The organism is Microcystis sp. M169S2, assembly GCF_020245865.1.
GTDB classification, from domain to species: domain Bacteria; phylum Cyanobacteriota; class Cyanobacteriia; order Cyanobacteriales; family Microcystaceae; genus Microcystis; species Microcystis ichthyoblabe_A.
Genome location: NZ_JADBUB010000004.1, coordinates 32,412 through 58,523, shown reverse-complemented (window position 1 = coordinate 58,523; position 26,112 = coordinate 32,412). Strand labels below are relative to the sequence as shown.

Genomic DNA, 26,112 nt, shown 5'->3' with positions numbered 1-26,112 from the left:
AGACTAACCGGAATCAAGCCTCTGCTCATGCTGAAAACTTTGATCGCCCTAGGATTTTTTCTCACTCAATCTTTGCCCCTTAATCCGCAAGTGCAGGGGGTGGCTAATCATTTAATTGGGGTTATGGATACGACGCAACAAGCGCAGACTAACCCCCGCATTGCTAAGGTGCAAATGACTACCTGTGCCGTGGATTTTTCCCCCAAACAGGATAGTATTTATCTTTATCAGGAACAGGCAATTATCGATCGGTTAAATCAACCCTATCGTCAAAGAATTTTAGTCATTCAACCTAGCCCCGATAATTCCACTGTGGAATCAAAAGCTTATAAGTTAAATAATGCCCCTAACTTTATTAATTTTTGTAGCAAAGACTTGACAGAAAGAAAATTAAATGTTTCAGATTTGGGCGAGTCGGTGTGTACTGTGTTTTTAAAACCGATAGCGGGGGGGTATCGGGGAGAAACTCCCCCCCAGGGTTGTCCCACGAATGCCAGAGGTGCGGTGAAAATAACTAATACAATTATTCTACATTCCCAGGGCATGGATACCAGCGATCGAGGTTATGATAGCCTTGGCCGGCAGGTATGGGGAGCGCAGGATAGTTTCTATCAATTTCGCTGGCAAAAACCCTAAAATCGGCTTTCCTGTTTCATTAATGCCACATCGAGAGCAAAATAGGTCAAAATCAAATCGGCCCCCGCTCGTTTCATACTGGTTAAAGTTTCCAAAATAAGGCTTTTTTCGTCAATCCAGCCCTGTTTTGCCGCCGCTTTAATCATTGCGTATTCACCACTGACGTTGTAAGCTGCAACGGGAAGATGACTACTATCGCGCAGACGACGGATAATATCGAGGTAGGCCAGAGCGGGCTTAACCATAATAATATCTGCCCCTTCTGTTATGTCTAAACTGGCTTCCCGTAACGCTTCCCGACTATTAGCCCCATCCATTTGATAGGTTTTCTTATCACCAAATTTTGGCGCTGATTCTAAAGCATCTCGGAAGGGACTATAATAAGCAGAGGCATATTTAGCCGTATAAGCGAGAATTCCCACATCCAGATAGCCAGCCGCATCTAAAGCTCGACGGATCGCCCCAACCCTACCATCCATCATATCGGAAGGAGCGACGAAATTAGCCCCGGCTGCCGCTTGCGATAGCGACATTTTCACTAAAACTTCCAGGGTTTCATCGTTGAGAATTTTACCGTCCTCCACAATACCATCATGACCATAAATCGAAAAAGGATCGAGGGCCACATCGGTAATAATAATTATTTCAGGGACTTCTTTTTTGATCGCTTTCACTGCCCTTGGCACTAAACCATCGGGATTATAACTTTCTCTACCGAAATTATCTTTTTTATCTTCGGCAATCAGGGGGAAAAGAGCGATGGCATTAATGCCTAAATTATAAGCATTAACCACTTCTTTGAGCAATAAATCGAGGGAATAACGATAACAATCGGGCATAGAAGAAATAGCCACCTTTTGATTTTCTCCCTCCATGATAAAGAGGGGATAAATCAAGTCATTAACGGTTAATTCAGTTTCACGAACAAGACGGCGAATCGCTGGAGTGTAACGAAGACGACGGGGACGAATCAGCATGATAACAGCGAGTTAAAAATAAAAAGTAAACAGTAAATAGCTGGTTTTGCTCTAGTTTTTTACCTAGGAAAAAACTGGGGATAGGACGATCAAATAATCCCGATCCCCCTGACTAATTAGTGAAAATCGGGACTATGACGAATCAAACTCATAAACTCTTGACGAGTCTTAGCAGAATCGGCAAAAATACCGCGCACGGCACTCGTAGAAGTCCAAGAACCGGGTTTTTCAACCCCGCGCATTACCATACACATATGAGTCGCTTCAATCACCACAGCTACCCCTTGAGGTTGTAGTAATCCTTGCAAAGCATCGGCAATTTGTGCGGTTAAACGTTCCTGTACTTGCAGTCGTCTGGCGTACATTTCACAGATGCGGGCAATTTTCGATAAACCGATCACTTTCCCATTAGGAATATAGGCAACATGAGCGCGGCCGATTATCGGTAAAATATGGTGTTCACAGGAGCTAAAAATATCGATGTCTCGGATTAAAACCATCTCGTTAGCCTCCTCGTGAAAAACTGCCCCATTCAGCAATTCATCCAGGGATTGCTGATAACCAGAAGTGAGAAATTTTAGGGCTTTTACTACTCGTTTTGGAGTGTCTCGTAAACCTTCGCGATCGGGATCTTCTCCTAATCCTAACAGCAGTGTTCGTACGGCTTGCATCATCTCGGCTTCCGATACCGGCGATTTAGGTTCGGTAATCACTTCGGGAAAGTGATTGTAGTCATCATTGTCGAAAATTGCTTTGGATTTAGCTAAGGTCATAGATATTTTTACAGACTCCAATAGTTAATTGATCGGCCAAGTTTTCTGATGTTACCAATTGTCAATAAATACCCTTTGCTAGAGTATTTATTTTTCTGGACATCTAGACGACAACTAATGAATGAAAGCTATTCGGTTATTCCCTCGTCTTTGGGGTTATCTCCGTGGGGAAACCTGGAAAAATTGATTTTCCTAGTCACCGAAAAAGTCTTGAGTATCTCCCTAGTTAATTGAGGGTAGAATTCCAAAACACAATTAGTTTATTTTGTCAAGTAGTTCATTTGTTTGCTTGGGTGTTCTATATAGAATGATAATCGTTATCATTTTAACCAAAAACTTAGATTTACCAACAAAAATTTTGTCGCCAGATAAAATAGTCCCGTTAAGTTATTTAACTTATTTTGAATAGATAGGCAGATTTTGCGATTTTATCGCTTATATTCAGCAATATTACTGATTTTTTGGTATTCTTCCTCCGAGTATAAATCCGCCGGAGAAGCAAGGCGATCGAGAAAGAGGATTCCTTCCAGATGATCGTATTCGTGTTGAAAGATGCGCGCGACAAAATCCCTGAAAACTTGACGGATTTCGCCACCATTGCGATCATAATAGTCCACCTCAATCCACTGATGACGGGGGACAAAACCGCGTAAATTGGGGACACTGAGGCAACCTTCCCAACCCTTGACCATTTCCTCGCTGACCCGCAAAATGCGAGGATTAATCACGGCAGTGGGTGGCATCATCGGAGCGTCGGGATAACGAGGATTGGGGTGAGAAGCAACGATAAACAGACGCAGAGACCGAGCAACTTGGGGCGCGGCGATTCCCACCCCGTGGGCAGCTTGCACGGTGCTAATCAGGGAATCGATCAAATCTTGACAGTCAGCATCGAGAAAATTATCGATCGCTGCTGCTTTTTGCTGTAGAATTGGGTTTCCTAATTGGGTGATTGTTAAAACTTGTGTCATCTGTATAAGGATTAATTGTTTACCTCTGAAAATCATTTTATCTTGAGGGGAAAAATCTCGCTAAACTGATAAGGTTTCCCCGCATCAGCACTAGAGCAACTTTGTTAATCAAAATTAATCGTGGATAGCAGCGCCCAACAACTTTGGCATAATCTCCTAGAGCGTCTAAAATTACTATTAACCCGTCCCGCTTTCGAGACTTGGTTTCAAACGGCGACGGTTAAAGAATGGCAAAACGATCGCTTAGTAATTCAGGCTGCCAATCCTTTTATTCTTAACCATCTTCAGAAAAATTATCTGTCAACAATTGCTGAAGTAGTGGAGGATATCGTCGGTTATCCCGTCGAGATTCAATTAACGGCACAACAGGGCGATTTGATCGCTATTTTCCAGCCCAACACTAGCTTAGAATCAGAATTATCTCCCACCAATCAACTTAACCCTAAATATAATTTTTCCCGTTTTGTTGTCGGTCCAACTAATCGCATGGCCCACGCAGCTGCTTTAGCGGTGGCGGAATTACCCGGACGCGAATTTAACCCGCTTTTTCTCTGTGGTGGGGTGGGATTAGGTAAAACCCATTTAATGCAAGCGATCGGTCATTATCGTCTAGAATTATATCCTCAATCTAGGGTTTTTTATGTATCGACGGAACAATTTACGAATGATTTAATCACCGCTATCCGTCAAGATAGTATGGAAAGTTTTCGTAATCATTATCGCCATGCTGACATATTATTAGTGGATGATCTGCAATTTATTGAAGGAAAAGAATACACTCAAGAAGAATTTTTTCATACCTTTAATACCCTGCACGAAGCGGGAAAACAGGTGGTTTTAGCCTCCGATCGCCTGCCCAAACAGATTCCCAGTTTACAGGATCGTTTAATTTCTCGCTTTTCTATGGGATTAGTCGCCGATATCCAAGCACCGGATATCGAAACTCGTATGGCAATTTTACAAAAAAAGGCCGAGTACGAAAATCTGCGTCTCCCACGAGAAGTTATCGAATATATTGCCGTTAATTATACTTCTAATATTCGCGAATTAGAGGGGGCATTAATCCGGGCTACTACTTATATTTCTATCTCCGGATTGCCGATGACGGTAGAAAATATCGCGCCGGTTTTAAATCCACCAATGGCCAAAATTGCCACTTCTCCTGAGATTATTATGGCGGTAGTAGCGGAAAAATTTCAACTCTCGATCGCCGATCTAAAAGGAAATTCCCGCCGACGAGAAATTAGTTTTGCCCGACAGATTGGGATGTATTTGATGCGTCAACACACGGATCTAAGTTTACCGCGCATTGGCGAAGAATTTGGCGGCAAAGATCACACCACCGTTATTTATAGCTGTGATAAAATCAACCTTTCCCAACATCAAGATCGACAATTACAAGACATCTTAGCCCAACTAATCGAGCGAATTAACTCCCTCAGTCGCAATCAGTAGTCGGGGGTAATTATGAATGATGAATTATGAATTATGAATTGGGAATTGGGGAGATGGGAGAATTATGAATTATGAATTATGAATTGGGAATTGGGGAGTGGGGAGTATTTTCAGTGAACAGTAAACAGTAATCGGTGATCGGTACTGATAACTGATAAGTACCTAAGCAAAATTAATTACACATATCTAACCACCTCTTGCCTCCTGCCTTTTGCCTTTTGCCTATCTTCACTAGGAAATTAATTTTGCACGACTACTTAACTGTTTACTGATAACTGATAACTGAGATTAACGACAGGACAATAAACTGGCAATTGTAGCGATGAGACGAGAGGTCATGGGTAAACTATCGATCACCATAGCTGTACATAATAACATCATGTAAAGAATGGAATATTTAAACAGCGATCGAGCCATGTCCCGATCAAAAGGATTCTGTTTTAATCGCCAAGCTTTTTTCAGGAAAACAAACCCTAAAACCAAAGCCGCTACACCATAAACCACACCACAGGCAGCCAAGGGATAAATCAGGAGGAAAGTGAAAGGAACGACGATTAAAGTATAGAGCCAAATCTGCTCGCTAGTGGCTTCTTCCCCTTTAACTACGGGCATCATCGGGATATCCACTTCGGCATAATCATCCTTGATCATTAAAGCTAAAGCCCAAAAATGGGGAGGAGTCCAGAGGAAAATAATGGCGAATAAAATCCAGGGAATCCAACCGAGATCGCCCGTTACTGCCGCCCAACCGACGAGGGGAGGAATCGAGCCAGCTGCGCCACCGATAACAATATTTTGGATACTATGACGCTTGAGCAGATGGGTATAAATCAGCATATAAAATGCGATGCCGGTCATTGCTAAAAATCCGCTCAAAGTATTGACAAAAAAGACAAAAAGTGCTAGGGAAAGGGAGGCTAAAACGAGGGCAAAAATGAGGGCGTGGAGGGGTTGCACGCGACCGGAGGGGATCGGACGGGCGCGAGTACGAAGCATGGTGTGATCGATGTCGCGATCATAGATGCAGTTTAAGGTTTGAGCGGCGGCGGCGGCAAGAGTGCCACCGAGGAGGGTAAGAAAGAGTAAGAGGGGGGAAACCTGACCTTTGGAGGCGATTTCCATAGAAGCGGCTGTAGTAATCAGCAGTAGAGGAATAATTCGGGGTTTAGTGAGTTGATAATAACTTTTAGCGACTTGTAAAAAATTATCGTGGTGGCGAAGGGCTTGAGTTCCAGTCATCGTGATTAAATCCTTAGAGATGGCTTATAAGTAATGGGACAAAATTAACTTATTGGTTAGGATGGGCAATAGGCAAGAGGTGGTTAGATATGTGCAATTAATTGTGTCTGGTTACTTAGGGGCGAAAGAACGATCGCGAAGGGCAAAAGTGGTAAAAGCGACGAGGGTTGCCACCAATAGCGCACCGATGCTGTGGTGGGTAATGGTTAAGGGTTCCACCTGTAGATGCAGTTTCAGGGTGGCAACGCCTAAAAACACCTGTAGGGCGACTAATGCCCCGGCGCTAAAAGCTAGTTTTTTGAGGAGAGGATGGATAGCGGCAGCTCGCCAAGCGAAGAAAACTAGGGTTAACACCGAGATAGTGGCGGGAAAAACCCCGATAATGTGGCTATTCATCACCGTGCAGAGTTGGGAAACCGTTAAACACTGATGGGCAGCCCAACGGGAACCGACGAGACCGCCGAGGAGACATTGCAGATAAACTAGACCGGTGGCGACCATTCCCATCCAAGTTAGTTTCCCGACCGCACCTGTGCCACGGTAGGGAGTCAGACCGATAGCAATGACGATTAAGGTGGCAAAAAAGAGCAAAGCTGTGGCTAAATGGGCGGTTACGATGTCAAATCGCAGTAATTGGGTGACGGTTAATCCTCCCAGGACTCCTTGCAGGAGAATTAAAGCCAAGGCAGCGATCGCCGAGGGCAACAGCCAAGGGGGAAGATGGCGACGATACCACCAAGACAGACCGACGAGAGCGATCGTGCTAAACCCGATCAAAGAGGCATCGAGACGATGAAACCACTCCAGAAATACCTGTAGATTCATCTGCTGACTGGGAATCCATTGACCGTAACAGAGAGGCCAATCGGGACAAGCTAAACCGGCGTTCATAACTCTGGTGGCAGCGCCCACCACCATGAGGGCGAAAGTAGCGATCGCAATTTTCCAGACTAAGCGGCGCATCCACACCTGAATATTACCAGTTTCTCTTAGGGGTGTCGGGTTAAAAACAGATTCGGTCATCGGTTTGCCTGTTCTCAAGGAGTCTGTCATCAAAGATACTGGCTTGGTTTGCCAGTTAGTTATCACTGTGAATGAGTTTTTTTACGACAGGTAAAACCTTTTAGATATTCTTTAGATTTCTGGCCATTTCCGTTACATTTGTTTACATAAACTCAGAATAAAACATAAAAATTAGTTATTTTAAATACTTTCCCTGAAAACGATCCCAAAGAAAAGATAAAATTCTCAGAAGATGCTGGTTAAATTTCCCATCTATAGGGGAATCATGTTTTAGCCTTGAATAAGTAGCCACTATTAAAAATATTGAAAAGACCGTGAAAATTCCCAGCAGTATCCTGACGCTCGTACTCGGGATCACCTTAACCTTAATTAGTCTCTGGTATGGCCAAAATCATGGCTTAATGCCTGTGGCCGCTTCCGAAGATGCTCAGGAGATAGATAATATCTTTAATCTGATGATGACCATCGCCACGGGACTATTTTTAATAGTTGAAGGCGTGATTATCTATATAGTGATTCGCTTTCGCCGCAAACCGGGGGATCAAACCGACGGGCCGGCAGTGGAGGGCAATGTCCCCCTAGAAATCTTCTGGACAGCCATCCCGACGGTAATCGTTTTTATCCTTGCCGTCTATAGCTTCGAGATTTATAACAATATCGGCGGTCTCGATCCCTTGATTTCCAAGGGTGGCAAAGGAGAAATCGCCCACCACGGTCATCACCACGGCACGATGATGGCCATGGGCGGCGATCGCAGGGTAGCCCTAGGTATCGGCAATTCCTACGATGGTGAAGGAGTTCCCCCCCTAGTGGTCAATGTTAAAGGTATTCAATACGCTTGGATCTTCACCTATCCCGAAACCGGCATTGTTTCCGGGGAACTGCACGCTCCCGTCAATCGCCCCGTGCAACTGAATATGGAAGCGGGAGATGTGATCCATGCTTTCTGGGTTCCCCAATTGCGTCTAAAACAGGACGTTATCCCCGGACAGGAAACGGTGTTATCGTTCACATCCAACCAAATTGGTCAATATCCGATCATTTGTGCGGAACTTTGTGGGGCTTATCACGGCGGCATGAAATCTAGCTTTGTGGTTCACTCCCAAGGGGATTACGACCAATGGGTGCAGGATAACACGATCGCCGAAGTTGACAGCGATCGAACTGTAGCCATGACCACTAAAGATCGCTCTGATAGTCAATATTTGACCCCCTACACCGAAGAAATGGGCATCGACGCTGAAATCCTCGCCCAAGTTGCCCATCAGTAGCAAATGTAATTTTTCTTGTCATCTAAAATCTTGGTATTATGACAGCATCAACGGAAATAACCACCCCAGCAACCGTTCCCGAGGTGATCCATCACCGCAAGTGGACCGATTACTTTACTTTCTGCACCGATCATAAAGTCATCGGTATTCAATATCTGGTGACTGCCTTTCTTTTCTTCTTTATTGGCGGTGCTTTCGCGGAAGTGCTGCGGACAGAATTAGCCACTCCCGACCCCGATTTCGTCTCCCCAGAACTATATAACCAATTCATGACCATGCACGGAACGATCATGATCTTTCTTTGGATCGTTCCGGTTGGGGCGGGTTTTGCCAATTATCTCATTCCCCTGATGATTGGGGCCGAAGATATGGCTTTTCCTCGTCTTAACGCTGTGGCTTTCTGGCTTAATCCCCCCGGCGGGCTGCTATTATTATCCAGTTTCTTTGTCGGCGCACCCCAGTCCGGTTGGACTTCCTATCCACCTTTGAGCTTAATTAGCGGCAAATGGGGCGAAGAATTGTGGATTTTGAGCCTTTTATTGATCGGGACTTCTTCGATTTTAGGCTCGATTAATTTCATCACCACGATCCTGAAAATGCGGATTCCTGAGATGGATTTGTACAGTATGCCGCTATTTTGTTGGGCAATGCTGGCCACCTCGACTCTGGTACTGCTTTCCACCCCCGTTCTCGCTTCTGCTCTCGTTCTCTTGTCCTTTGATTTAATCGCCGGCACGAGCTTTTTTAACCCTGCCGGCGGCGGCGATCCGGTGGTTTATCAGCATATGTTCTGGTTTTACTCCCATCCTGCTGTTTATATCATGATTTTGCCCTTTTTCGGCACGATCTCGGAGATATTACCAGTTCATGCGCGTAAACCGATTTTTGGTTATCGAGCGATCGCCTATTCCAGTCTCACCATCTGTTTCTTGGGTTTAATCGTCTGGGCCCACCATATGTTCACCAGTGGCACCCCCGGTTGGTTACGGATGTTTTTCATGGCGGCAACCATGTTAATCGCCGTTCCCACGGGCATTAAAATCTTTAGTTGGTGTGCCACCCTTTGGGGGGGTAAACTTAGTCTCAATACGTCTTTATTATTTGGGATCGGTTTCCTGTCTTCCTTCCTCATCGGTGGTTTGACTGGGATTATGTTGGCTTCTGTTCCCTTCGATATCCACGTCCACGATACCTATTTTGTCGTCGGTCACTTCCATTATGTACTATTTGGTGGTACGGCAATGGCCCTGTTTGCTGCCGTTTACCATTGGTTCCCGAAAATGACCGGACGGATGTATAACGAGACTCTCGGTCGTATCCACTTTGTTCTCAGTTTTATCGGTTTGAATTTAACTTTCATGCCGATGCACGAATTGGGATTATTGGGTATGAACCGTCGTATTGCCCTGTATGATGTGCAGTTTCAGGATTTAAATGTTCTTAGTACCGCAGGGGCTTATATTCTCGGTATATCGAGTATTCCCTTCGCTATTAATATGGTCTGGAGTGCCTTTAAAGGTCAACCCGCCGGCCGTAATCCTTGGCGCGCTTTAACCCTAGAATGGCAAACCTCCTCTCCCCCAATTATCGAGAATTTCGAGGAAATGCCGATTCTTTGGTCTGGCCCCTACGATTACGGTATTGATATGGAAGAATCGGAAGCAGAGGAATCAGTACAAGATATCCTCGCTGAAGTGGGCGCTGAATCCCAATAATCAGTTATCAGTTATCAGTTATCAGTTATCAGTTATCAGTTATCAGTTATCAGTTATCAGTTATCAGTTATCAGTTATCAGTTATCAGTTATCAGTTATCAGATGTGAGTTTTCAGTTCACTGATTACTGTTTACTGTTTACTGGACGGCTACGCCGTGCCTTTGGCAACACTGAGAAAAAGCTCCCCGTCTCCCGTGTAAAGTAAGGACATTCAATTATGCAAGGTTCAACGCTCGAAGATTCTCAACTCTCTGTCAATTATCATCAGGAAACGGTGGAACACGGGCATCATGGCCACCCAGATCATCGCTTATTCGGTGTGGTTTTGTTTCTAGTGGCGGAAAGTTCCATCTTTTTAGGCTTATTTGCCGCTTTCTTGTTCTATCGTACCATGTTACCCGTTTGGCCCCCCGCCGGCACGCCAGAATTAGAGTTAACCCTACCGACAATTAACACGATTATTCTGGTGTCCAGTAGTTTTGTTATGCACATAGGACAAAAGGCGATTAAACAAAACAATAATGCCGGTTTACAATTGTGGTTCGGTATTACTGCCCTGATGGGAATTATCTTCCTTTGTGGTCAAGGATACGAATATTATCACGCTGAATTCGGTCTGACAACTAATGTTTTCACCAGCGCTTTTTATGCCTTAACTGGATTCCACGGTCTCCACGTTACCTTCGGTTTAGTGCTGATTCTATCTGTCCTCTGGCGTTCTCGTCAAAAAGACCACTATTCTAGTCAATCTCACTTTGGTGTGGAAGCAGCAGAATTATACTGGCATTTCGTCGATGTGGTCTGGATTATCCTGTTTTTACTGGTGTATATCTTACGCTAATTTTTGTTATTTAGTAGGAGAAAAGGGCGATCAAGTGATCGCCCTTTTTTGTATATTTCAATTTACGGCAGTTATCCTATAGGTTATACTTCATTTTTATGAGAAATGCCGTAACTGATAACTGATAACTGATAATTAACGACGACCGAATAAACTCCAACCTTTGCCACCACTAACGGCCGGTTCAGCTTTTTCAGCGACGGGAGCAACTTCTGCGGGGGTTTCCTCACCGGAAAGATTAGAAAGATCGTAGTTTTCTACTAGGAAAAGAGACGCTTTTTCAATAGTAGAATGATCCCAGAAAAGGGTAGAAGGTAACTCTTGACCGACCCAATCTTCTAGATCACCCACCATCGTTACCGCATCGATCGAATCTAAACCATAACGGGTTAAAGGTTCAGTCACATTAATCGTTTTTACATCCAAAGATAACTGATCGGCTAACTGTTTAACTAACCAATTTTGTACCAGATTATTAAGATTGGAGCTGGAGTTCATGGGTTTTTTCCTCGGTAGTTTGTGAAGGGGCTAATTGAAAAGGGGCGATCGAAAAATGTTGATTTTCTCGATATAATTTCAGCAATTCTTGGGCAACATTTTCTACATACACCTCAGACAGAGTGTAAGGTAGCGGCCGGAGAGTTCGCAGTAATCGGTGTAAACTCAACACCAACCATTCCCCCCGGGCAAAAAATTCACCCAAGATGGAACGATTATAAAGCCAAGTGTGTAAACAAGCGGAAGCAGCGTGTAAAGTACAGTATTTCTTGGCAATCTCGAACAATTCGGGTGATTGGTCGTGACCATACTCGAATTTCGATTGGCTAATCTGTTCATCGTGAGCATTTAGTTCCTCTAAAACTAAATTACCCAACATCAATAGATTTTCTAATACCTCCGGGTCCACCTCCTGAGAATCTTTCAATCCCTGTAGCATATCAAGGGCAATCTCTAAACCCTGTAGGGAATCATCGATTCCCCGGCCAAATAATTCTAAATTATTGGGTTCAAAGGGAGGAACTGACTTTTCTAGGCTAAAAATCGCCTCTAAACGGGTTTTTAACGCCGACATGGTGCGCGAGTTGCGTTTAGCCCGATATTTGGTTAAAGGACGCAATTGTAGGATTAAAGCATGAAGATTGACGATGGAACTGCCGTCAAACATACTGATAATCGAATTATCCCGCAGTAGCTTCTGGAAGATGCCGAATTCGTGTTCTTCTCGCATATAAAAACGCGATCCCAAGACCACATAAACACTATTAACCATCTCCTCCAGACGGACGGTGACAAAATATTTTACCACCGAAGCCCAGACGCTAAACTGTTCGGGGATAATATGAAAACCTCTCGCGGCCGGAATCGTCTCGCAATCACAAATAAGGATGTCAAGGAAAGCATCCACGAGAGTGCGCCGGGGTTGGGGCAAATCCATCACAGTTTTGTTATAAATTACCCGATTAACGGCAAAACCGAGGGTAGTTCTTAAAGCGGTATCGGCTGCCCCGTGGGAAAAAGCAGCGCACAACATTCGGGTAATTTGGAAACCTTTCAGGGCTAATTCTAAACCGTCTCCCTCCTCGCGTAAACGCATGGAATCGGGGACGAAACAATCTTTAAAACCAATACCACTCATATCCGAGGCGCGCACGCCATGGGTGTATATTTTCGGCAAATTATAGTATTTTTCGGGGTCTAATTGCCGTTTATCTACCATAAATAGGGTTAAACACTTTGGCCCGCCGTTAGCATCGGTTTTCGCCAAAATAAAGGAAACTCCAGAGATAGTCGCCCGGTTAATCGGCCATTTCTCACCATTGAGAATATAACCTCCTTCCACCTTCGTCGCGGTCAGATCACCATTGATCAGATCGCTGCCGTGTTCCTTTTCCGAGTAACCCAGACACATCGCCCCATAGTCATCCATGATAAAACGGGCGAGCTTCTGTTTCTGTTCTGGGGTTCCCGCCATCCAGTTTAAAAACGACCAGAATAGGGTAGTAAAAGCGATGCCGATAGTTTGATCCCGTCGGGAAAGTACCCGCACAAAAGCGACAAATTCCTCAAAAGAGGTAAATTCACCGCCGCAATCCGTGGGAATGTAGTAGTGTTGGAGTTTCCAGTCGTATAACCAGCGAATTTCCTCGTGGGGAAATTCTTCGCTCTCGTCAATTTCGATCACCCGCTTGTAGGATAGAGGGTTATCGGGATTGAGAGGATCGCCTAAGTCTTTTTCCAGTGCTTCAGCAGTCCAGTATTGCTTAAGCTTTTTCATAGTGCCTCTAGGACAGATACAATGTGCTTTTCGTCAATGCCTTCGGTTAGAAGACCCGACCATGCACAAAAATTAATGACCATTCTAGACTTTTGGCCGTACAATGGCAACAATTCTTAATTTCCCCTTTACCTTAAATGTGCTAGAAACCCCCTGGGTGGGGTGCTAGACTACCCTCTGCGGTAATTATGCCCAAATTGAGGTGATTAAACCGCACAGTGCGGTATTAGGTTTTATTGAGGCGGTGTGAGACCGATGGGGATTGGGATAGTAGGATGGAGGAGGCTGCTAGACCGCAGGAAGGGGTATGATTAATAGTTATGCGGCTCGTTCCCTGTTCATACTTTTTCCTTGAATGTAATATTCAACTGGCAGATTACGATTAGAATGTTTAAGGTATAAGTTTTGCTTGCCATAGGGTTTAGAAGTCTAGGAGCAATATGATGATGGAATCAATAGATGAACGGATAGATGCCAAAATTGGTGAGGTTCGTACTGAATCTATCGATCTCAGCTTTGGAGAAATCATCAGTTTATATTCTCAAAATGAACTCATTATTCAACCGGAATATCAAAGGTTATTCCGATGGTCTAATCAACAAAAGTCTCGTTTAATAGAATCCATACTTCTTGAGTTGCCAATACCACAGATATTTACTATTGAGAACTCAGATGGGGTTTTGGAGTTAATTGATGGCTTACAACGCCTTAGCTCTGTGATTCAATTCATTGATGCCAATGTACTGAATTTCACTGATATAGATGGAGAAAAGCTGAAATCTCTAAAGTTAGAAGGTTGTGATCAGATTTCAGAACTTAATAATCTGACTTTTGAAGATTTATCATTGAGACTCAAGCTTAGGATTAAAAGATCCTCTGTAAGGACAGTAATTATTAAAAGGCAAAGTAATTCTTTTCTGCGTTATGAAATGTTCAAGAGGTTAAATACTGGGGGATCAATTCTAGCTCCACAGGAAATTCGCAACTGTTCTTCTAGGATGTTTGGTGAGCCAGGTATAAAGTTCTATAGGTTTCTCCAAGAAAGATCCTCCTATTCAAACTTTAAGACTTGCATAGATACATTGTCTCAATCAGAAAAAGAACAAAAGGGAGACGAAGAGCTTGTCTTAAGATTTTTTGCCGCAAAAAATGCTCAAGATCTCTTCCGGGGGAGTGTGAGAGATTGGTTAGACACATACATGGAAAATATATTATTTGAAGAAATACAATTTGATTATTCTACTGAAACACAAGACTTTAATAGATTATTTGATTACTTGAGCCAAATTCTCGGCAGTGGTGCTTTTGTTCGATATCGCGATCAATCACCAATTGGTGCTTTAGCTCCAGCTTATTTTGAAGCTGTTACAATTGGCGTGTTTAGGATACTAGAAATATTAGAGAATCTGGATAATTCTTCTGTTAGGGATGAAATAATCAAAATTGTTCAGTCAAACAGCTTTAAGGATAATATTGGACCTGGAGCTAACTCCAGAACTAAGCTTTATAATAGAATTGGATGTATTCAAGAAGGTTTAAATAAACTCAGCTTGTGGAGTAATTTTTAATGAGCAACTGGGAGAATGAGATCGAGGCTGATCTCAACTGGAGAGAAGGAGAACTGGCTGCAATTAAAATTCAAATATTAACGACTGATAGGGTTAAGCATCCTGTAAGGTATGAAGCTCTCTTGAGAGCTATTACTACTTTGCTATATGCTCACTATGAAGGTTTTTGTAGATTTGCATGGCATTTATACCTCGATACAATTCAAAGGCAAAATATTAAACGCAATCAATGCCGTGAGGAGGTTATAAAGCTATCGCTAAGGAAGCGCTTTAAAGAACTTGGAGGTGATTTGTCAGCAGATGGAGTTTGGAGCTTTTTTTCCAACGAATTGCCAGCTTTAATTAATGAGAATATTGAATTCAATATTCGCTTAGAAGCAGATAGCAATTTAAAGCCTATGCTGCTTAAAAAGAACTCTACAGATGCTGGTTTATCATGCTCAATGGTGGATCAACATGAGCTTTTACTTAAGACATTAGTAAGCAGGAGAAATAATATAGCTCATGGGCAGAAAGACATAATTCATGATCTGACTGAGTATAACAAGTATGAAAATGCGGCTTTGGAAGCTATGTATGAGTTAGGACTATCTGTAATTGATTGCTTAGATAATCAGAAGTATTTGAAACCATCAAATCCGCCTAGCTCATCATGAAATCTACGCATTTTAATCGCTGTAGGGTGCGTTCCCTAATGTGGCTCCTACTGCTGCACCGATAGTGATTAAACCGCTGACTCATATCATTTTTCAAAAGTGATGACAGACTTAGTTGATTATTCCAAAGTGCAATTCCTCTCTGAGAGCGGAATTGCACTTTCAGATGTTAATCACGACTATTGAAAATTGGTATCAATTTCTTTTTCAACCAGATTTTGGAATACCAGCTATTATACTAAATCCGTTGAGTATAGGCTACATATCAGGAGAGGCACTCATGCAAGAGGCACTCATGCAAAACTGAGAATAAATAATCAGTTTTTAATAACCGGATTTAGTATTAGTTGTTGAGCAACTGAAGTAAGGTGGGCATTGCCCACCCTATTGTTGTATGGATGTAAGTTGGATTGCAAGCTCCAGTTTTTAACTAGGGAACCAATCTTCATCAAGAATTTTCTCAATTGTCCAAGGACAGTCAACTGGTAAAGTTAATCCACTTTTGCGGCTCGCTTTTCCCAGAGCTTTTTGATAACAATAACCAAACCGTTCTAAGGCATGATTGTAGATTACCTTAGAGCGAAACAGCAAGCTCAATTCCAATCTGAAATTATCTATCTCGTCTGTCCAGTGGGGTAGGTAGTAAGGATGCTTCCAGTAGGCGTAAAGTAGCAGGTGACTGAGGAGTTGAATAAGAAAGCTTTCTGCTTTGTATTTGCGTTCATCAACCATTTCCTCTAATTCCTCGGCTAAAGTTTGCCAATCTAAAGTATTGCGCTCAGGCGATCGCAGTTTTTCTGCCTGGTCTTGCAGCCAGGCTACATAGTCTTTTTCATATAGGGTTTCAGCCATTAATTTTACCTCTATACTAATCTTTTTTTGTCCTATCAAAATATAGCTCTCATTGTATAGCTCAAGCACCAAGAAAATGCTGGTTATTGAAATATTACATCCCATCATTCAGTCAATAGACCTCTGGTAAAAATCAAAAATTGTTGTTAGGGTTAGTGCGATGCCGAAGGCACTGCGTAGCAGTACGCCATTGCGGTATGGTGCGTTCCCTGATGTGGCTCCTACCGCTGCACCGATAGTGATTAGACCGCACAGTGGGGTATTGGGTTTTATTGAGGGGGTGTCGGACCGATGGGGGTGGGATAGTAGGACAGAGGAGGTGGCTCGACCGCCGAGAGCGGTATAATTAATATTTAAATGCCGCCATGGCTAACTTGAAGTGAGAGTATATGTTGAAAGGGACTATTTATTTGCATAAGTTCAATTATTTTCTTGGATTGGTTCGAGAGATTGGTGGCTGGGATTTCCTATACCGCTATCTAATACGAGCATTTTATAAAATAACCAAGCTCAACCAGAAAATGGTTCTATTTAATAATGTAGAAATGACTCTGCCCTATGATAGTCGATTCGGAACGGAAATTTTCCTCAAGGGAAGCAAGTTAGATTGGGGATCTGAAATTATCCTTCATCGGTTCTTAGATATTAATAAAGACTTTATTGATGTTGGGGCTAATATTGGTTATTACAGTTTACTGGCTGCTCCTTCATCTAATCAGGTTTATGCCTTTGAACCCGATCCGAGAATGGTTGAACACTTAAAGAGAAATCTTTCCCAGTTTCAAAATTGTCATATTCTAGAAGAAGCACTTTTTTCCGAGCCTGGCACTATGGATCTTAATTTGAACTCAATGCCTGAACTAAATTCGCTGGTTAGGTATAGTCCCCAAGAGAACAAGGTGACAGTCAAGGTAAATACTTTAGACAAATTGATGTCTGATTATCCGTTACTAAGTGTTTCCTGTATCAAAACAGATGCTGAAGGAGCAGACTTCGATATACTAATGGGTGGCAAAAATCTTCTCATTCGAGATCAGCCTTTGGTCTTGTCGGAAATTTATCCGACAAACAAGCTCCTTGAATTCCTTAAATCTATTGAATTTACCTGTTTTGCTTTCGTCAAATCTAAGGATGAGAATGGAGATAATTTCCAACCAAAATTCATCAAGATTGAAACAAAACCGATCAACTCTCGCATTAAAATGATTTTCTTAGTTCCTCCTAGGCTCTTGTCAAGGTTTGAAGAGCTAAAAGATGTCTAACACTTCGCCACCGCGGACGAAACAGAGCTTATTTCTAGGATAGCGATCATCATAGCTATAGGGTGCGTTCCTTGATGTTGCTCCTACTGCCGGACCGATAGATTTTGGGGAACGCACCATGCTCATTAAACATCTCCAAAAATTATAACCTGATCACAGCCTGCTTTGGGTCTATATACTAACTAAATAGTTCGATAGCTCAAATGTATATCTATCGTTGCTAATTCAATTTCACTGAAAAAATATCAGGGCTCTTCTCGACTTTGTGTGATAATTTTTGCTTATGGAATCTTGAAATGCTTATCGGGCAAGACGTTTAGGGCTATTTTAACGTTCGGCGATGACTTCGGCGTGAGATCGGCAGTTCGACAAGCTCACTAACACGAACGCTCAGTCGAGCCGAGGAAGAGACTATCAGTATAGACCTCGTTTCCACACATAAACCAGAAGAGCCGCTAGTTTTCCTAGCCATTGCCTCATAACTGATATATTTCCTGAAAAACTGGGCAATCTAGGACTAGACAGCATCGTGATAAAGGGGATAAGACTTTGGACTCTGCTAACGCTCAGAAAATTCTCGGCTATTTCATCGAAGAAGCAAAAGAACACCTGGAAACTTTGGAACAGGGGATTTTAGACTTAGGCAATCTCGTCAACAACCATGAACAGATGAACGAGATGTTTCGTGCCGTCCATTCCGTCAAGGGGGGGGCGGCCATGTTAGGTTATGGCAGTATCCAAAAAACTGCTCACCGTCTTGAGGATGCTCTTAAAATACTGAAAGAAAATCCTCTAGAAGTGGATCAAAAATTAGAATCTTTGTTCCTCAAGGGTTATGATCTGCTTCAGATATTGATCGATAAGCTGCAGAGTCCCTTGGGTTTGCAAGGCGAGGAAGCTGACGCTATCGTTAAAAACGGTGAAGCGACTTTTGCCGAATTACACGCCCATCTTAACTATCTTCTGGGCCAAGTAAAATCCACCCCTGCTATTGCGGCGGCCTCTTCTATTTCTATCAGCGTCAGAGATATACTCAAACAGATGTTACAACTGTTCAAACAGCAAGAAACCAGCGCTTCCCGTCAGCAATTACAAAAATTAATTTTACCTCTGTCTCAATTGGCTTCAGAACAGCAACAATGGCAATATTTAGTTAAAAATGCCCAATCGGCCCTGGCTAACCCCAAACATTCCTATCGTACTCTCGCCCCAGTTATTATTAAGGAATTAAAACAAGCTAGTGATTTATTAGAATGGGGTCGCGGGGAAGAAATCACCGTCAGTCAAGAATTGCAATTATTAGCCACCGCCAAATTACCACAAATCCTGATTACCCTGGAACCGGAATTAGTAGCTAGTACGCTGATACAAATGTTCAATCGCCAACAGGTCTCGCAACTGGTACAGTTATTACAAACGAGACGTTAACAGCTGCCCCGGCGTAACTAATTGTGCGCCAACCGAGGTGGCAATAATCCTCGATGGTGAATTGGGGTAGAGCCAAACCAGAAAAAGCTAAGATATGGCAAGATAAAAACTTAATGCTGACGGCTGACAAATATCAGACCTGAGGCAGCATCTCTTGAGTCACCAGTCAAGCTGGGATTTACTGAGAGTAAGTGATCTGCTAGAGTTTTAACGTTCGTTAAATTTCTCGGGCAGAGAAAACAAACAAAACCATAATGGTGTTACTGGGTGTGTGGAAGTGCTTAAAAATCTCAATTTTTCGAGGCGATACTCCTCGCTGGCCCTGCTGCTGGCTATTTTCGGATTATTTCACGGGACGGTCATGGCCCAAGAAGAACCCCCAGAGACGGTTTTTCCCCGCGTCGAGCAGCTAGTACAGTCTCCTCCCGCGACGGGAGAAACTACTCCACCCGTGGCACCACCGACGGAAACTCCGCCGGAAACCCCGACGGAAACCCCAACCCCTCCAGAAACTCCCCCAACCTCCCCACCAGCGCAGGCCGAGGAGTCGCGTGTTTTGGTGGCCGAAGTGGTAGTACAAGGGGCCGATCGAGAATTAGAAAATCTAGTTTATAATACCATTCGCACCCGACCCGGACGAAGCACGACTCGATCGCAACTACAAGAAGATATTAACGCCGTTTTTGCCACGGGATTTTTTGCCGATGTGCGGGCAGTTCCCCAAGATACGCCCCTAGGGGTGCGAGTTACCTTTGAGGTGCAACCTAACCCCGTTTTTCAGGGCGTACAGATTCAAATTGCCCCGGAAACCGTGGACAAATCGATTTTACCTGCCGGGGTGGTCGAGGAAATTTTCGCCGGTCAATACGGCAAAACCCTGAATTTGCGGGAATTACAGGCGGGGGTAAAAAAAATCAATGACTGGTACAGCAAAAACGGCTATGATCTGGCCCAGGTGATTGGTGCGCCGCAAGTCACTTCCGATGGTCGGGTGATTCTGGTCATTTCCGAAGGTTTAATCGAAAAAATTCAAGTACGTTATTTTAACGTCGAACAGGAACCGGTCAAGGCTAAAACCAGAGAATTTATCATTACTAGGGAAATGCGCCTAAAAGCGGGGGATATTTTCAACCGCAATACGGCCCAACAGGATTTACAGCGTGTTTTCGGTCTCGGTTTATTCGAGGATGTGCGTCTGTCTTTTTCCCCCGGCAGCGACCCAAGGGAGGTGATTGTTAACGTCGATGTGGTGGAAGGTAATACTGGTTCCGTGGCCGCTGGGGGTGGTATTAGCTCGAATGCAGGCCTATTCGGGACTGTTAGCTATCAACAGCGCAATTTTGGCGGTAATAACCAAACTTTAGGGGCAGAAGTCCAGTTAGGGGAACGGGAATTTTTATTCGATCTGAGTTTTTCCGATCCTTGGATTGCCACGGATAATTTCCGCACTTCCTACACAGTGAACGTTTTCCGGCGACAGTCGATTTCTCTAGTTTATGATGGCGAAAATTCCTCAATTCGGACGCTGAACGATAACGATAGTCCCCGTATTGTCCGGACGGGTGGCGGTATTACTTTTGTCCGTCCTTTGGCCCCCGATGTGTTTACGAAACCAAAATGGGTGGTTTCCCTAGGCTTTAACTATCAACAGGTACAGGTGCAAAATGCCAATGGTGACATCTCCCCCCTGTCGGCACCTCTCAATGGTTTTGGCAGTCAACAACTGGCGTTTAGTTCCTCTGGGACCGATGATCTACTTTCCCTCAATTTTGGCGCTATTCAAGATTTTCGCGACAATCCCCTGCAGCCCACCAGTGGTTCTTTCCTGCGTCTAGGTTTAGAACAAACTGTCCCGGTTGGTTCTGGCAGTATTTTCGGAACTCGTGTTCGGGGTAGTTACAGTTACTTTATCCCCGTTCGCTTTATTAATTCCTTTAATCTCTTTGAAACCGATATCTTTAAAGGTCAGCAATCCCTCGCTTTTAATGTGCAAGCAGGGACAGTATTAGGTGATTTACCCCCCTACGATGCTTTTATTGTGGGGGGTAGTAACTCTGTACGGGGTTACGCCGAGGGAGAAGTGGGTAACGGTCGCAGTTATTTCCAAGCGACGGCCGAATATCGTTTTCCCATTGTCGCAATTATCGGGGGGGCGTTATTTGTCGATTTCGGCACTACTGTTGGTTCCCAAGGGGATGTCCCCGGTCAACCCGGGATTGTCCGGGATTTACCCGGTACTGGTCTCGGTTACGGTTTAGGTGTTCGGGTACAATCTCCCGTCGGCCAAATTCGGGTTGACTACGGTTTTAATGTCGATGGTGGTTCTCGTCTCCATTTCGGTATCGGGGAACGATTCTAATCAGTTATCAGTTATCAGTTATCGATAAATTTAGTTCTTTTTGTTGTTCACGGATAAAAGCTTTATTACTTGATAATTATGGTTTCTACTATCTCTAAACAATTTGAATTATCGGGAATTGGCCTGCATTCGGGGGAAATAACTCGGGTGCGCGTCTGTGAGGCAAACCCCGGAGAAGGACGTTATTTTGTCCGCAGAGATTTAACCAATCAACCGACTATTCCCGCTCTAGTTTCTTCGGTTTACCAAACGACTTTATCAACGGAATTGGGACAAGGAGAAGCAAAGGTTAGAACCGTTGAGCATTTATTAGCTGCCTTAACCGCTTTGGGGGTAGAGGATGCTCGCATTGAGGTGGATGGTGCGGAAATTCCTCTCCTTGATGGTTCGGCCAAAATCTGGGTGGAAGCGATCAAAAATGCTGGTTTAGATAACTCTTTTTCTCCATCAGATTTAACTATTTCTCAACCGATTTGGTTGTACGAAGGAGATGCTTTTGTGGCGGCGATTCCTTCCCCTGAATTACGTTTTACCTACGGGATCGATTTTACCTATAAACCGATCGGTAATCAATGGTATAGTTGGAGTCCTGATCAAGAAAGTTTTCAAGATGCGATCGCGTCTGCCCGGACTTTCGGTTTTGCCGATCAAATTGAGTATCTGCAAAAGGCTGGTTTAATTAAAGGAGGCAGTTTAGAAAATGCTTTAGTCTGCGATCAAAATCAATGGTTAAATCCTCCTTTACGCTTTGATAATGAACCAGCAAGACATAAATTATTGGACTTAATTGGTGATTTAAGTTTACTGGGAACCATTCCCACTGCCCATTACATGGCTTTTAAAGCCAGTCATAAACTCCACGTTCAATTAGCTCAAGCAATTCAGGGTTAATTATTTCTTGGATCAAGGGGACGAACGACAAAAATACCGATGGCTTTGTCAACTTTAGTGATATATTTTTTTAGGTCTTTAGCAATGGTAACTTGACCAGCAGGAGAGGCATGAATTAAGCCAATTTTGCCATCGGGAAAGCGATAAACTAGACCGGTATGGGTGGTATCTAAACCAGGGATATTAGTCACGACACCGATAATATCTCCAGCCTGTAGTTGTGGGTAAATATCTTTAATCTTAGGGGTGGGAATATAGGTTAAGGATAAGCTTTCTAATTGCCGTTCTACCTGTTGAATACAATCGTAATTATTTTGAGTTTTTAACTGGGGATATAGAGGGCGGTTTTTGCTGATAAAGTTGAGCTTTTTGTCAAGAGTAATTCCTCCTAATTTGTGAGTAATATTTTCTAGATTGCCTCGTTTTTGGTTGTCATTAATCCAATCGGAAAAGTAATGCAGACGACTACAATAACCGTCGAGAATACCGTGGCGATAACGTTGATTTAAAACCTGCTGACTAAAAGCAGAATACTGATAATTTTTTAAAGCAAAATTGTGACTCAAAGCGAGAACTGTTTCCACAAATAGGACACAATCAAACTCTTTTAAAGAGATAAATAATTTTTCTGTTGCCGAGCGATTGAGTAATCCTGCTTGATATTTTGCTCCTAAAAATTGAGTGGCGATATTCTGGATTATATCAGCCATGGGTAAGCGATCGAGTTGTTGATTTTGAGCGTACTGCACCAGTTTTTTATAATTAGGATCGCTGACTTCTCGAGCAAGAATAGTTTCCGATCGAGCTATACTCAAGGGAATTAAAACAGGATTAATTAATAAATAGGGTAAAGTTATCCAATTAAAAAACATTGTCGATCGATTACTGAAAATAATAGGGTTTATCACCGACTAATACACATTAACTATCGGAGTTATCAACTGTTAAAATCTGCCAATGTTAGTTATTATTGCTTCATGTATTTTACTATTTATTCTACATAAAATTATTGTCGATATCCTCAAGTTATTGAGGACGTTTAACCCCACCACGACGTTTAACTTGAAACCCATATAGATAAATTTCAGGTATATTAATTCGACCATCGAGGAGACTTTCCACCACACCCAATTGTATTAGATATTGCATAATTTCTTCAGGTTCCTTAACAGGAGGTTGTTTTTCAGTACTCCAGTGAGTTGAGCGCACAGCCTCTAAAAAAGTTTCTTTTAATATAGGAGCTTCTAACCCTTTTAACTTAGTTTTTAGAGATTCTAACCAAGGATATTCTTCCTGTGCTAATTCTTTAATTCTATCCTCTGAAGTATCCATTAAAGCACTCTGGAGATCAGAGGGTTGTAGAAGGTATAGATCAGTCAGTTGTTCAAAACTTTCAAAATGTTCTAATCTTTTGGCTGCCGCTTTGTCGAATAATTTTAGAAAAGAGCGAGGAGCAATTCTACCCCCAGTATCCTGAAGATGATTAGGTATCCATCGGTAGGTAATGCCTTTTTTAGGACTAGCTCCCATATATTTACCGATCATTATTTCGATTAATTCTTGAAATAATTGTTCATCACTTCTAACATTCCATCCTAGTTGGGTTGAGCTTTCATAAATTAAATTAGGGATAATCTGTAAATAGTCTCTCATTTCTTGAGCCGAATTAGCTAACCGTTTAATCCAGAGTTGATAGAGCCAAGAAGGTCGCCATTCTAGCCGATGGGATTGTAATTTAGAAGCATCAGGAAATCCCAAAAATTCCTCTCTAAATAGGTCGGTACGAAGAAATATTTTTGGTCGAATTCTCTCCCAACGACGAGAGCGATCGAGCCAAAAAGCTAATAATTCTCTAATCGGATTAGCTAGAGCATTATAAGTAGTCAATAACCGATCTAATTCATCATAAGTAATAAATAGCCAGTGGTCAGAAGTAATTAATCGTTCGTCTAATTTGTCAAGAACGTAATTTAGATGTTCAAAATTATCTTTAACTAAAATTCTCCATTCTGATAAAAGCGATAACCTATTTTGAAGAATAGTAGTAATATTTGAATCTAATTCTTGACCTATAATGCTGGCAATATCAGATTCTTTTTCCTGTAAAATGACACCTAAAATCAATCCTAACCAGAAACTACGCCATTCAAGATTAGTAGCGTTTTGCATTTCTTCTTCTATAATTTCTGGTATCGGAAATCGTTTTTCAGTTTTGAGAGTGCGACCAAATCCTGCCATCCATCTGGTCTGATTTAAAGGAGCAAGACCTCGAATATTTAAACTATTAACTAAAGCTTCTCGTCCAGAAGGAATGGCTAGTAAACGAAATAATTCTGTTTTACCCACACCCCGACCACCTTGAATTAATAAAATGCTTGGTTCCAATGCCCGTTTATAATCAACCACAGGCAAGAAATTTTTGAGAAATACTTCTTCATTATCACTTTCCTGTTCGGCTGCTGCTTTTCCAGGAGCAATTTCTCTCATTAATTCCAGTAACTTTTTTTTATCGAATTCAGCCATAATTTTTTACCGATTGTTTATAATCACATCACGTTCAAATAATTGACAAAGCTTTTCAGCAATAGTTTGATAAGGAGAATCGGTCATAACTTTCACGAGATTTGCTAATCTCTCTTTTTCTTCTGGAGTATCGTGCCGTGAGTCACGAGTAAAGAGGGCAATATCTCCCCGCAGACTATTATCGTAGGGGACAACTATCGGGAAAAATGGTGCATCAGTATCATTAGAGTTAGGGACATCTTCAGATTCAGTATAATAGTTTTCTTGGAAAATTGTATAGGCTCTTTGTCGAAAATTTCGTAACTCTCTTTCTCGGCCAACTGTTCCTAAAGATGGAGCGAGAGCATGAACTAAAATTAATGGTAAAGGATCCTCAGGGTTAGATAGGGCTAAATGTTGGATAACTTGGGTTAATCCTGCCCAACTTTGTCGAGATTCCGTACCAAAAATAACCACTGCATGGGAAAAATAAGTAATAGCTAAACCACCAATATCATGAAAACCTGCTCTTGCATCCATGAGAATAAAATCCAGTGGTCTGCTTAACCTTTCTATTTCTTCTAGCATTTGTTTTAAAATGCCTTGTAGTTGACCATTGACAAGATTTTGAAAGTCTAAACGAGCCAATTTTTCTAAATAATCTTGATCCACATTTCCTGCTGGTAGCAATTTTAAGATTTCACCTTCATCTCCTAACAAATTTGAGTCATTAATATCTTTTAAACTCAGTTTCCATTTGTCTTTTTGAACTTTCTTTTCTAGCAAATAGTCCATGACACCAGAATTATCGGCAAAATCCTCAGAAAAAATTGTGGCCAGACCGGGAGCTTCTAAATCAAGATCAACTATAGCGACTCGATGACCATTCCGCGCTAAAGTTAAGGCAGTAGCGGCAATAGTAGTGGTGCGACCAACTCCTCCTTTGAAGGAAAAAAAGGAGACAATAGCTGGTTTATATCCTTTTTCAACTTTTTCAAAATCCCAAGGCAGTTGCTGCCCAATTTTATTCTCTGTCCATGCTTGTTTAGCCAGATGACGTTCTAGAATATACCATTTCAAGCTTGCCGATTCATCGAACCAAGGTGCCTGAACTCTTTCAGCTATGATAAGATCAATCAGGGCTTTATAAGCATCTCCTTCTCCTTTTTGCCACCAAATATCATGGCCATAGTAATACTCAAGTTTTTCAGACAGGAGTGTAGATAGATGGTTTTCTTCGTTTGATTCTATCTTGTTTTCCTGTTTTAACTCTAGAAATAAGCGAATTTTTCCCTCAACATCACGAATAATAGTCACAGATTTTAGTTTGGCTACAAGAGAACCAAGACTGGAATCCTGAAAGCATTCCCTTACCCTAGCAAAAGTTTCACTAAAACTAATCATCAGAATCTTAAAT

23 protein-coding genes are annotated in these 26,112 nt (G+C 42.5%); 11 read left to right on the top strand and 12 right to left on the bottom strand.

All coding sequences use genetic code 11. The features are described 5' to 3' along the window. Positions 1-27 precede the first annotated feature (27 nt). The gene (locus IM485_RS00445; protein ID WP_104397281.1) at positions 28-636 is read left to right on the top strand and encodes a chromophore lyase CpcT/CpeT; all 609 of its coding nucleotides are present in this window, start codon (positions 28-30) and stop codon (positions 634-636) included. Here the strand turns inward: IM485_RS00445 and hemB are convergent. From hemB to def, 3 genes are all read right to left on the bottom strand, one after another. Then, complete coding sequence (gene hemB / locus IM485_RS00440; protein ID WP_287740472.1) at positions 633-1,613, bottom strand: porphobilinogen synthase; 981 nt, start codon at positions 1,611-1,613, stop codon at positions 633-635. The two genes, IM485_RS00445 and hemB, sit on opposite strands and share 4 nt — an antisense overlap. Before the next feature lie 116 nt (positions 1,614-1,729). Next, the gene (gene folE, locus IM485_RS00435; protein ID WP_008202086.1) at positions 1,730-2,386 is read right to left on the bottom strand and encodes a GTP cyclohydrolase I FolE; all 657 of its coding nucleotides are present in this window, start codon (positions 2,384-2,386) and stop codon (positions 1,730-1,732) included. A 428-nt stretch (positions 2,387-2,814) separates the two neighbouring features. Further along, complete coding sequence (gene def, locus IM485_RS00430; RefSeq protein ID WP_104397278.1) at positions 2,815-3,393, bottom strand: peptide deformylase; 579 nt, start codon at positions 3,391-3,393, stop codon at positions 2,815-2,817. A gap of 84 nt (positions 3,394-3,477) precedes the next feature. Here def and dnaA point away from each other — a divergent pair, with 84 nt between their 5' ends. Beyond that, positions 3,478-4,812, top strand: a complete 1,335-nt coding sequence (dnaA, locus tag IM485_RS00425; RefSeq protein WP_104397277.1) for a chromosomal replication initiator protein DnaA — start codon at positions 3,478-3,480, stop codon at positions 4,810-4,812. 288 nt (positions 4,813-5,100) lie between these two features. Here the strand turns inward: dnaA and IM485_RS00420 are convergent, their stop codons facing one another. Both IM485_RS00420 and IM485_RS00415 read right to left on the bottom strand, forming a co-directional pair. After that, positions 5,101-6,051, bottom strand: a complete 951-nt coding sequence (locus IM485_RS00420; RefSeq protein WP_287740468.1) for a heme o synthase — start codon at positions 6,049-6,051, stop codon at positions 5,101-5,103. Between the two features lie 111 nt (positions 6,052-6,162). Then, a complete protein-coding gene (locus IM485_RS00415; protein WP_104397275.1) occupies positions 6,163-7,074 on the bottom strand; it encodes a COX15/CtaA family protein in 912 nt (303 codons plus the stop codon). Positions 7,075-7,388: 314 nt separating this feature from the next. On the opposite strand from IM485_RS00415, the gene IM485_RS00410 reads away from it, so the two are divergent. From IM485_RS00410 to IM485_RS00400, 3 genes are all read left to right on the top strand, one after another. Continuing rightward, positions 7,389-8,345, top strand: coding sequence for a cytochrome c oxidase subunit II (locus IM485_RS00410; RefSeq protein ID WP_104397274.1), 957 nt, complete (start codon positions 7,389-7,391; stop codon positions 8,343-8,345). A 38-nt stretch (positions 8,346-8,383) separates the two neighbouring features. After that, entirely contained in the window at positions 8,384-10,060 is a 1,677-nt protein-coding gene (ctaD, locus tag IM485_RS00405) for a cytochrome c oxidase subunit I (RefSeq protein ID WP_287740464.1), read from the top strand. A 218-nt stretch (positions 10,061-10,278) separates the two neighbouring features. After that, positions 10,279-10,902: a cytochrome c oxidase subunit 3 gene (locus IM485_RS00400; RefSeq protein ID WP_002738397.1), complete on the top strand. Its 624-nt coding sequence runs from the start codon at positions 10,279-10,281 to the stop codon at positions 10,900-10,902. A 135-nt stretch (positions 10,903-11,037) separates the two neighbouring features. Here the strand turns inward: IM485_RS00400 and IM485_RS00395 are convergent, their stop codons facing one another. Both IM485_RS00395 and IM485_RS00390 read right to left on the bottom strand, forming a co-directional pair. Beyond that, entirely contained in the window at positions 11,038-11,400 is a 363-nt protein-coding gene (locus IM485_RS00395) for an acyl carrier protein (protein ID WP_287740462.1), read from the bottom strand. After that, positions 11,378-13,177 (bottom strand): acyl-CoA dehydrogenase family protein, encoded by a 1,800-nt coding sequence (locus IM485_RS00390; protein WP_287740460.1) that lies wholly within the window; start codon positions 13,175-13,177, stop codon positions 11,378-11,380. Before IM485_RS00390 ends, IM485_RS00395 begins: the two co-directional genes overlap by 23 nt. A gap of 446 nt (positions 13,178-13,623) precedes the next feature. On the opposite strand from IM485_RS00390, the gene IM485_RS00385 reads away from it, so the two are divergent. After that, positions 13,624-14,745, top strand: coding sequence for a DUF262 domain-containing protein (locus IM485_RS00385; RefSeq protein WP_287740458.1), 1,122 nt, complete (start codon positions 13,624-13,626; stop codon positions 14,743-14,745). Then, positions 14,745-15,401, top strand: coding sequence for an MAE_28990/MAE_18760 family HEPN-like nuclease (locus IM485_RS00380; RefSeq protein WP_287740456.1), 657 nt, complete (start codon positions 14,745-14,747; stop codon positions 15,399-15,401). The genes IM485_RS00385 and IM485_RS00380 overlap by 1 nt, the downstream gene beginning before the upstream one ends. Before the next feature lie 426 nt (positions 15,402-15,827). Here the strand turns inward: IM485_RS00380 and IM485_RS00375 are convergent, their stop codons facing one another. Beyond that, a complete protein-coding gene (locus tag IM485_RS00375; protein WP_045358769.1) occupies positions 15,828-16,253 on the bottom strand; it encodes a DUF29 domain-containing protein in 426 nt (141 codons plus the stop codon). Between the two features lie 389 nt (positions 16,254-16,642). On the opposite strand from IM485_RS00375, the gene IM485_RS00370 reads away from it, so the two are divergent. Then, positions 16,643-17,515: an FkbM family methyltransferase gene (locus IM485_RS00370; protein WP_104397269.1), complete on the top strand. Its 873-nt coding sequence runs from the start codon at positions 16,643-16,645 to the stop codon at positions 17,513-17,515. Here the strand turns inward: IM485_RS00370 and IM485_RS00365 are convergent. Continuing rightward, positions 17,501-17,635, bottom strand: coding sequence for a hypothetical protein (locus IM485_RS00365; protein WP_272948742.1), 135 nt, complete (start codon positions 17,633-17,635; stop codon positions 17,501-17,503). The two genes, IM485_RS00370 and IM485_RS00365, sit on opposite strands and share 15 nt — an antisense overlap. Positions 17,636-18,064: 429 nt before the next feature. On the opposite strand from IM485_RS00365, the gene IM485_RS00360 reads away from it, so the two are divergent. The 3 genes from IM485_RS00360 to lpxC all read left to right on the top strand — a co-directional run bounded on the left by IM485_RS00360 (position 18,065) and on the right by lpxC (position 22,193). After that, complete coding sequence (locus IM485_RS00360; protein WP_104397268.1) at positions 18,065-18,943, top strand: Hpt domain-containing protein; 879 nt, start codon at positions 18,065-18,067, stop codon at positions 18,941-18,943. 361 nt (positions 18,944-19,304) lie between these two features. Next, complete coding sequence (locus IM485_RS00355; protein ID WP_287740493.1) at positions 19,305-21,302, top strand: BamA/TamA family outer membrane protein; 1,998 nt, start codon at positions 19,305-19,307, stop codon at positions 21,300-21,302. 78 nt (positions 21,303-21,380) lie between these two features. Continuing rightward, the gene (lpxC, locus tag IM485_RS00350; protein WP_104397266.1) at positions 21,381-22,193 is read left to right on the top strand and encodes a UDP-3-O-acyl-N-acetylglucosamine deacetylase; all 813 of its coding nucleotides are present in this window, start codon (positions 21,381-21,383) and stop codon (positions 22,191-22,193) included. On the opposite strand, the gene IM485_RS00345 is transcribed toward lpxC, so the two are convergent. From IM485_RS00345 to IM485_RS00335, 3 genes are all read right to left on the bottom strand, one after another. Beyond that, the gene (locus IM485_RS00345) at positions 22,190-23,065 is read right to left on the bottom strand and encodes an N-acetylmuramoyl-L-alanine amidase-like domain-containing protein (protein ID WP_287740454.1); all 876 of its coding nucleotides are present in this window, start codon (positions 23,063-23,065) and stop codon (positions 22,190-22,192) included. The two genes, lpxC and IM485_RS00345, sit on opposite strands and share 4 nt — an antisense overlap. Before the next feature lie 154 nt (positions 23,066-23,219). Continuing rightward, a complete protein-coding gene (locus tag IM485_RS00340; protein WP_287740452.1) occupies positions 23,220-24,716 on the bottom strand; it encodes a P-loop ATPase, Sll1717 family in 1,497 nt (498 codons plus the stop codon). A 6-nt stretch (positions 24,717-24,722) separates the two neighbouring features. Beyond that, positions 24,723-26,099 carry a KGGVGR-motif variant AAA ATPase gene (locus IM485_RS00335; protein ID WP_287740451.1) on the bottom strand — a complete coding sequence of 459 codons (1,377 nt, stop codon included), beginning with the start codon at positions 26,097-26,099 and terminating at the stop codon, positions 24,723-24,725. Positions 26,100-26,112 lie beyond the last annotated feature (13 nt).

Coding starts and splice junctions, on each gene's coding strand:
- IM485_RS00445 (WP_104397281.1), top strand. CDS start 28: ATGCTGAAAACTTTGATCGCCCTAGGATTTTTTCTCACTCAATCTTTG.
- hemB (WP_287740472.1), bottom strand. CDS start 1,613: ATGCTGATTCGTCCCCGTCGTCTTCGTTACACTCCAGCGATTCGCCGT.
- folE (WP_008202086.1), bottom strand. CDS start 2,386: ATGACCTTAGCTAAATCCAAAGCAATTTTCGACAATGATGACTACAAT.
- def (WP_104397278.1), bottom strand. CDS start 3,393: ATGATTTTCAGAGGTAAACAATTAATCCTTATACAGATGACACAAGTT.
- IM485_RS00420 (WP_287740468.1), bottom strand. CDS start 6,051: ATGACTGGAACTCAAGCCCTTCGCCACCACGATAATTTTTTACAAGTC.
- IM485_RS00415 (WP_104397275.1), bottom strand. CDS start 7,074: ATGACCGAATCTGTTTTTAACCCGACACCCCTAAGAGAAACTGGTAAT.
- ctaD (WP_287740464.1), top strand. CDS start 8,384: ATGACAGCATCAACGGAAATAACCACCCCAGCAACCGTTCCCGAGGTG.
- IM485_RS00400 (WP_002738397.1), top strand. CDS start 10,279: ATGCAAGGTTCAACGCTCGAAGATTCTCAACTCTCTGTCAATTATCAT.
- IM485_RS00395 (WP_287740462.1), bottom strand. CDS start 11,400: ATGAACTCCAGCTCCAATCTTAATAATCTGGTACAAAATTGGTTAGTT.
- IM485_RS00390 (WP_287740460.1), bottom strand. CDS start 13,177: ATGAAAAAGCTTAAGCAATACTGGACTGCTGAAGCACTGGAAAAAGAC.
- IM485_RS00385 (WP_287740458.1), top strand. CDS start 13,624: ATGGAATCAATAGATGAACGGATAGATGCCAAAATTGGTGAGGTTCGT.
- IM485_RS00380 (WP_287740456.1), top strand. CDS start 14,745: ATGAGCAACTGGGAGAATGAGATCGAGGCTGATCTCAACTGGAGAGAA.
- IM485_RS00375 (WP_045358769.1), bottom strand. CDS start 16,253: ATGGCTGAAACCCTATATGAAAAAGACTATGTAGCCTGGCTGCAAGAC.
- IM485_RS00370 (WP_104397269.1), top strand. CDS start 16,643: ATGTTGAAAGGGACTATTTATTTGCATAAGTTCAATTATTTTCTTGGA.
- IM485_RS00365 (WP_272948742.1), bottom strand. CDS start 17,635: ATGGTGCGTTCCCCAAAATCTATCGGTCCGGCAGTAGGAGCAACATCA.
- IM485_RS00355 (WP_287740493.1), top strand. CDS start 19,305: ATGGCCCAAGAAGAACCCCCAGAGACGGTTTTTCCCCGCGTCGAGCAG.
- lpxC (WP_104397266.1), top strand. CDS start 21,381: ATGGTTTCTACTATCTCTAAACAATTTGAATTATCGGGAATTGGCCTG.
- IM485_RS00345 (WP_287740454.1), bottom strand. CDS start 23,065: ATGTTTTTTAATTGGATAACTTTACCCTATTTATTAATTAATCCTGTT.
- IM485_RS00340 (WP_287740452.1), bottom strand. CDS start 24,716: ATGGCTGAATTCGATAAAAAAAAGTTACTGGAATTAATGAGAGAAATT.
- IM485_RS00335 (WP_287740451.1), bottom strand. CDS start 26,099: ATGATTAGTTTTAGTGAAACTTTTGCTAGGGTAAGGGAATGCTTTCAG.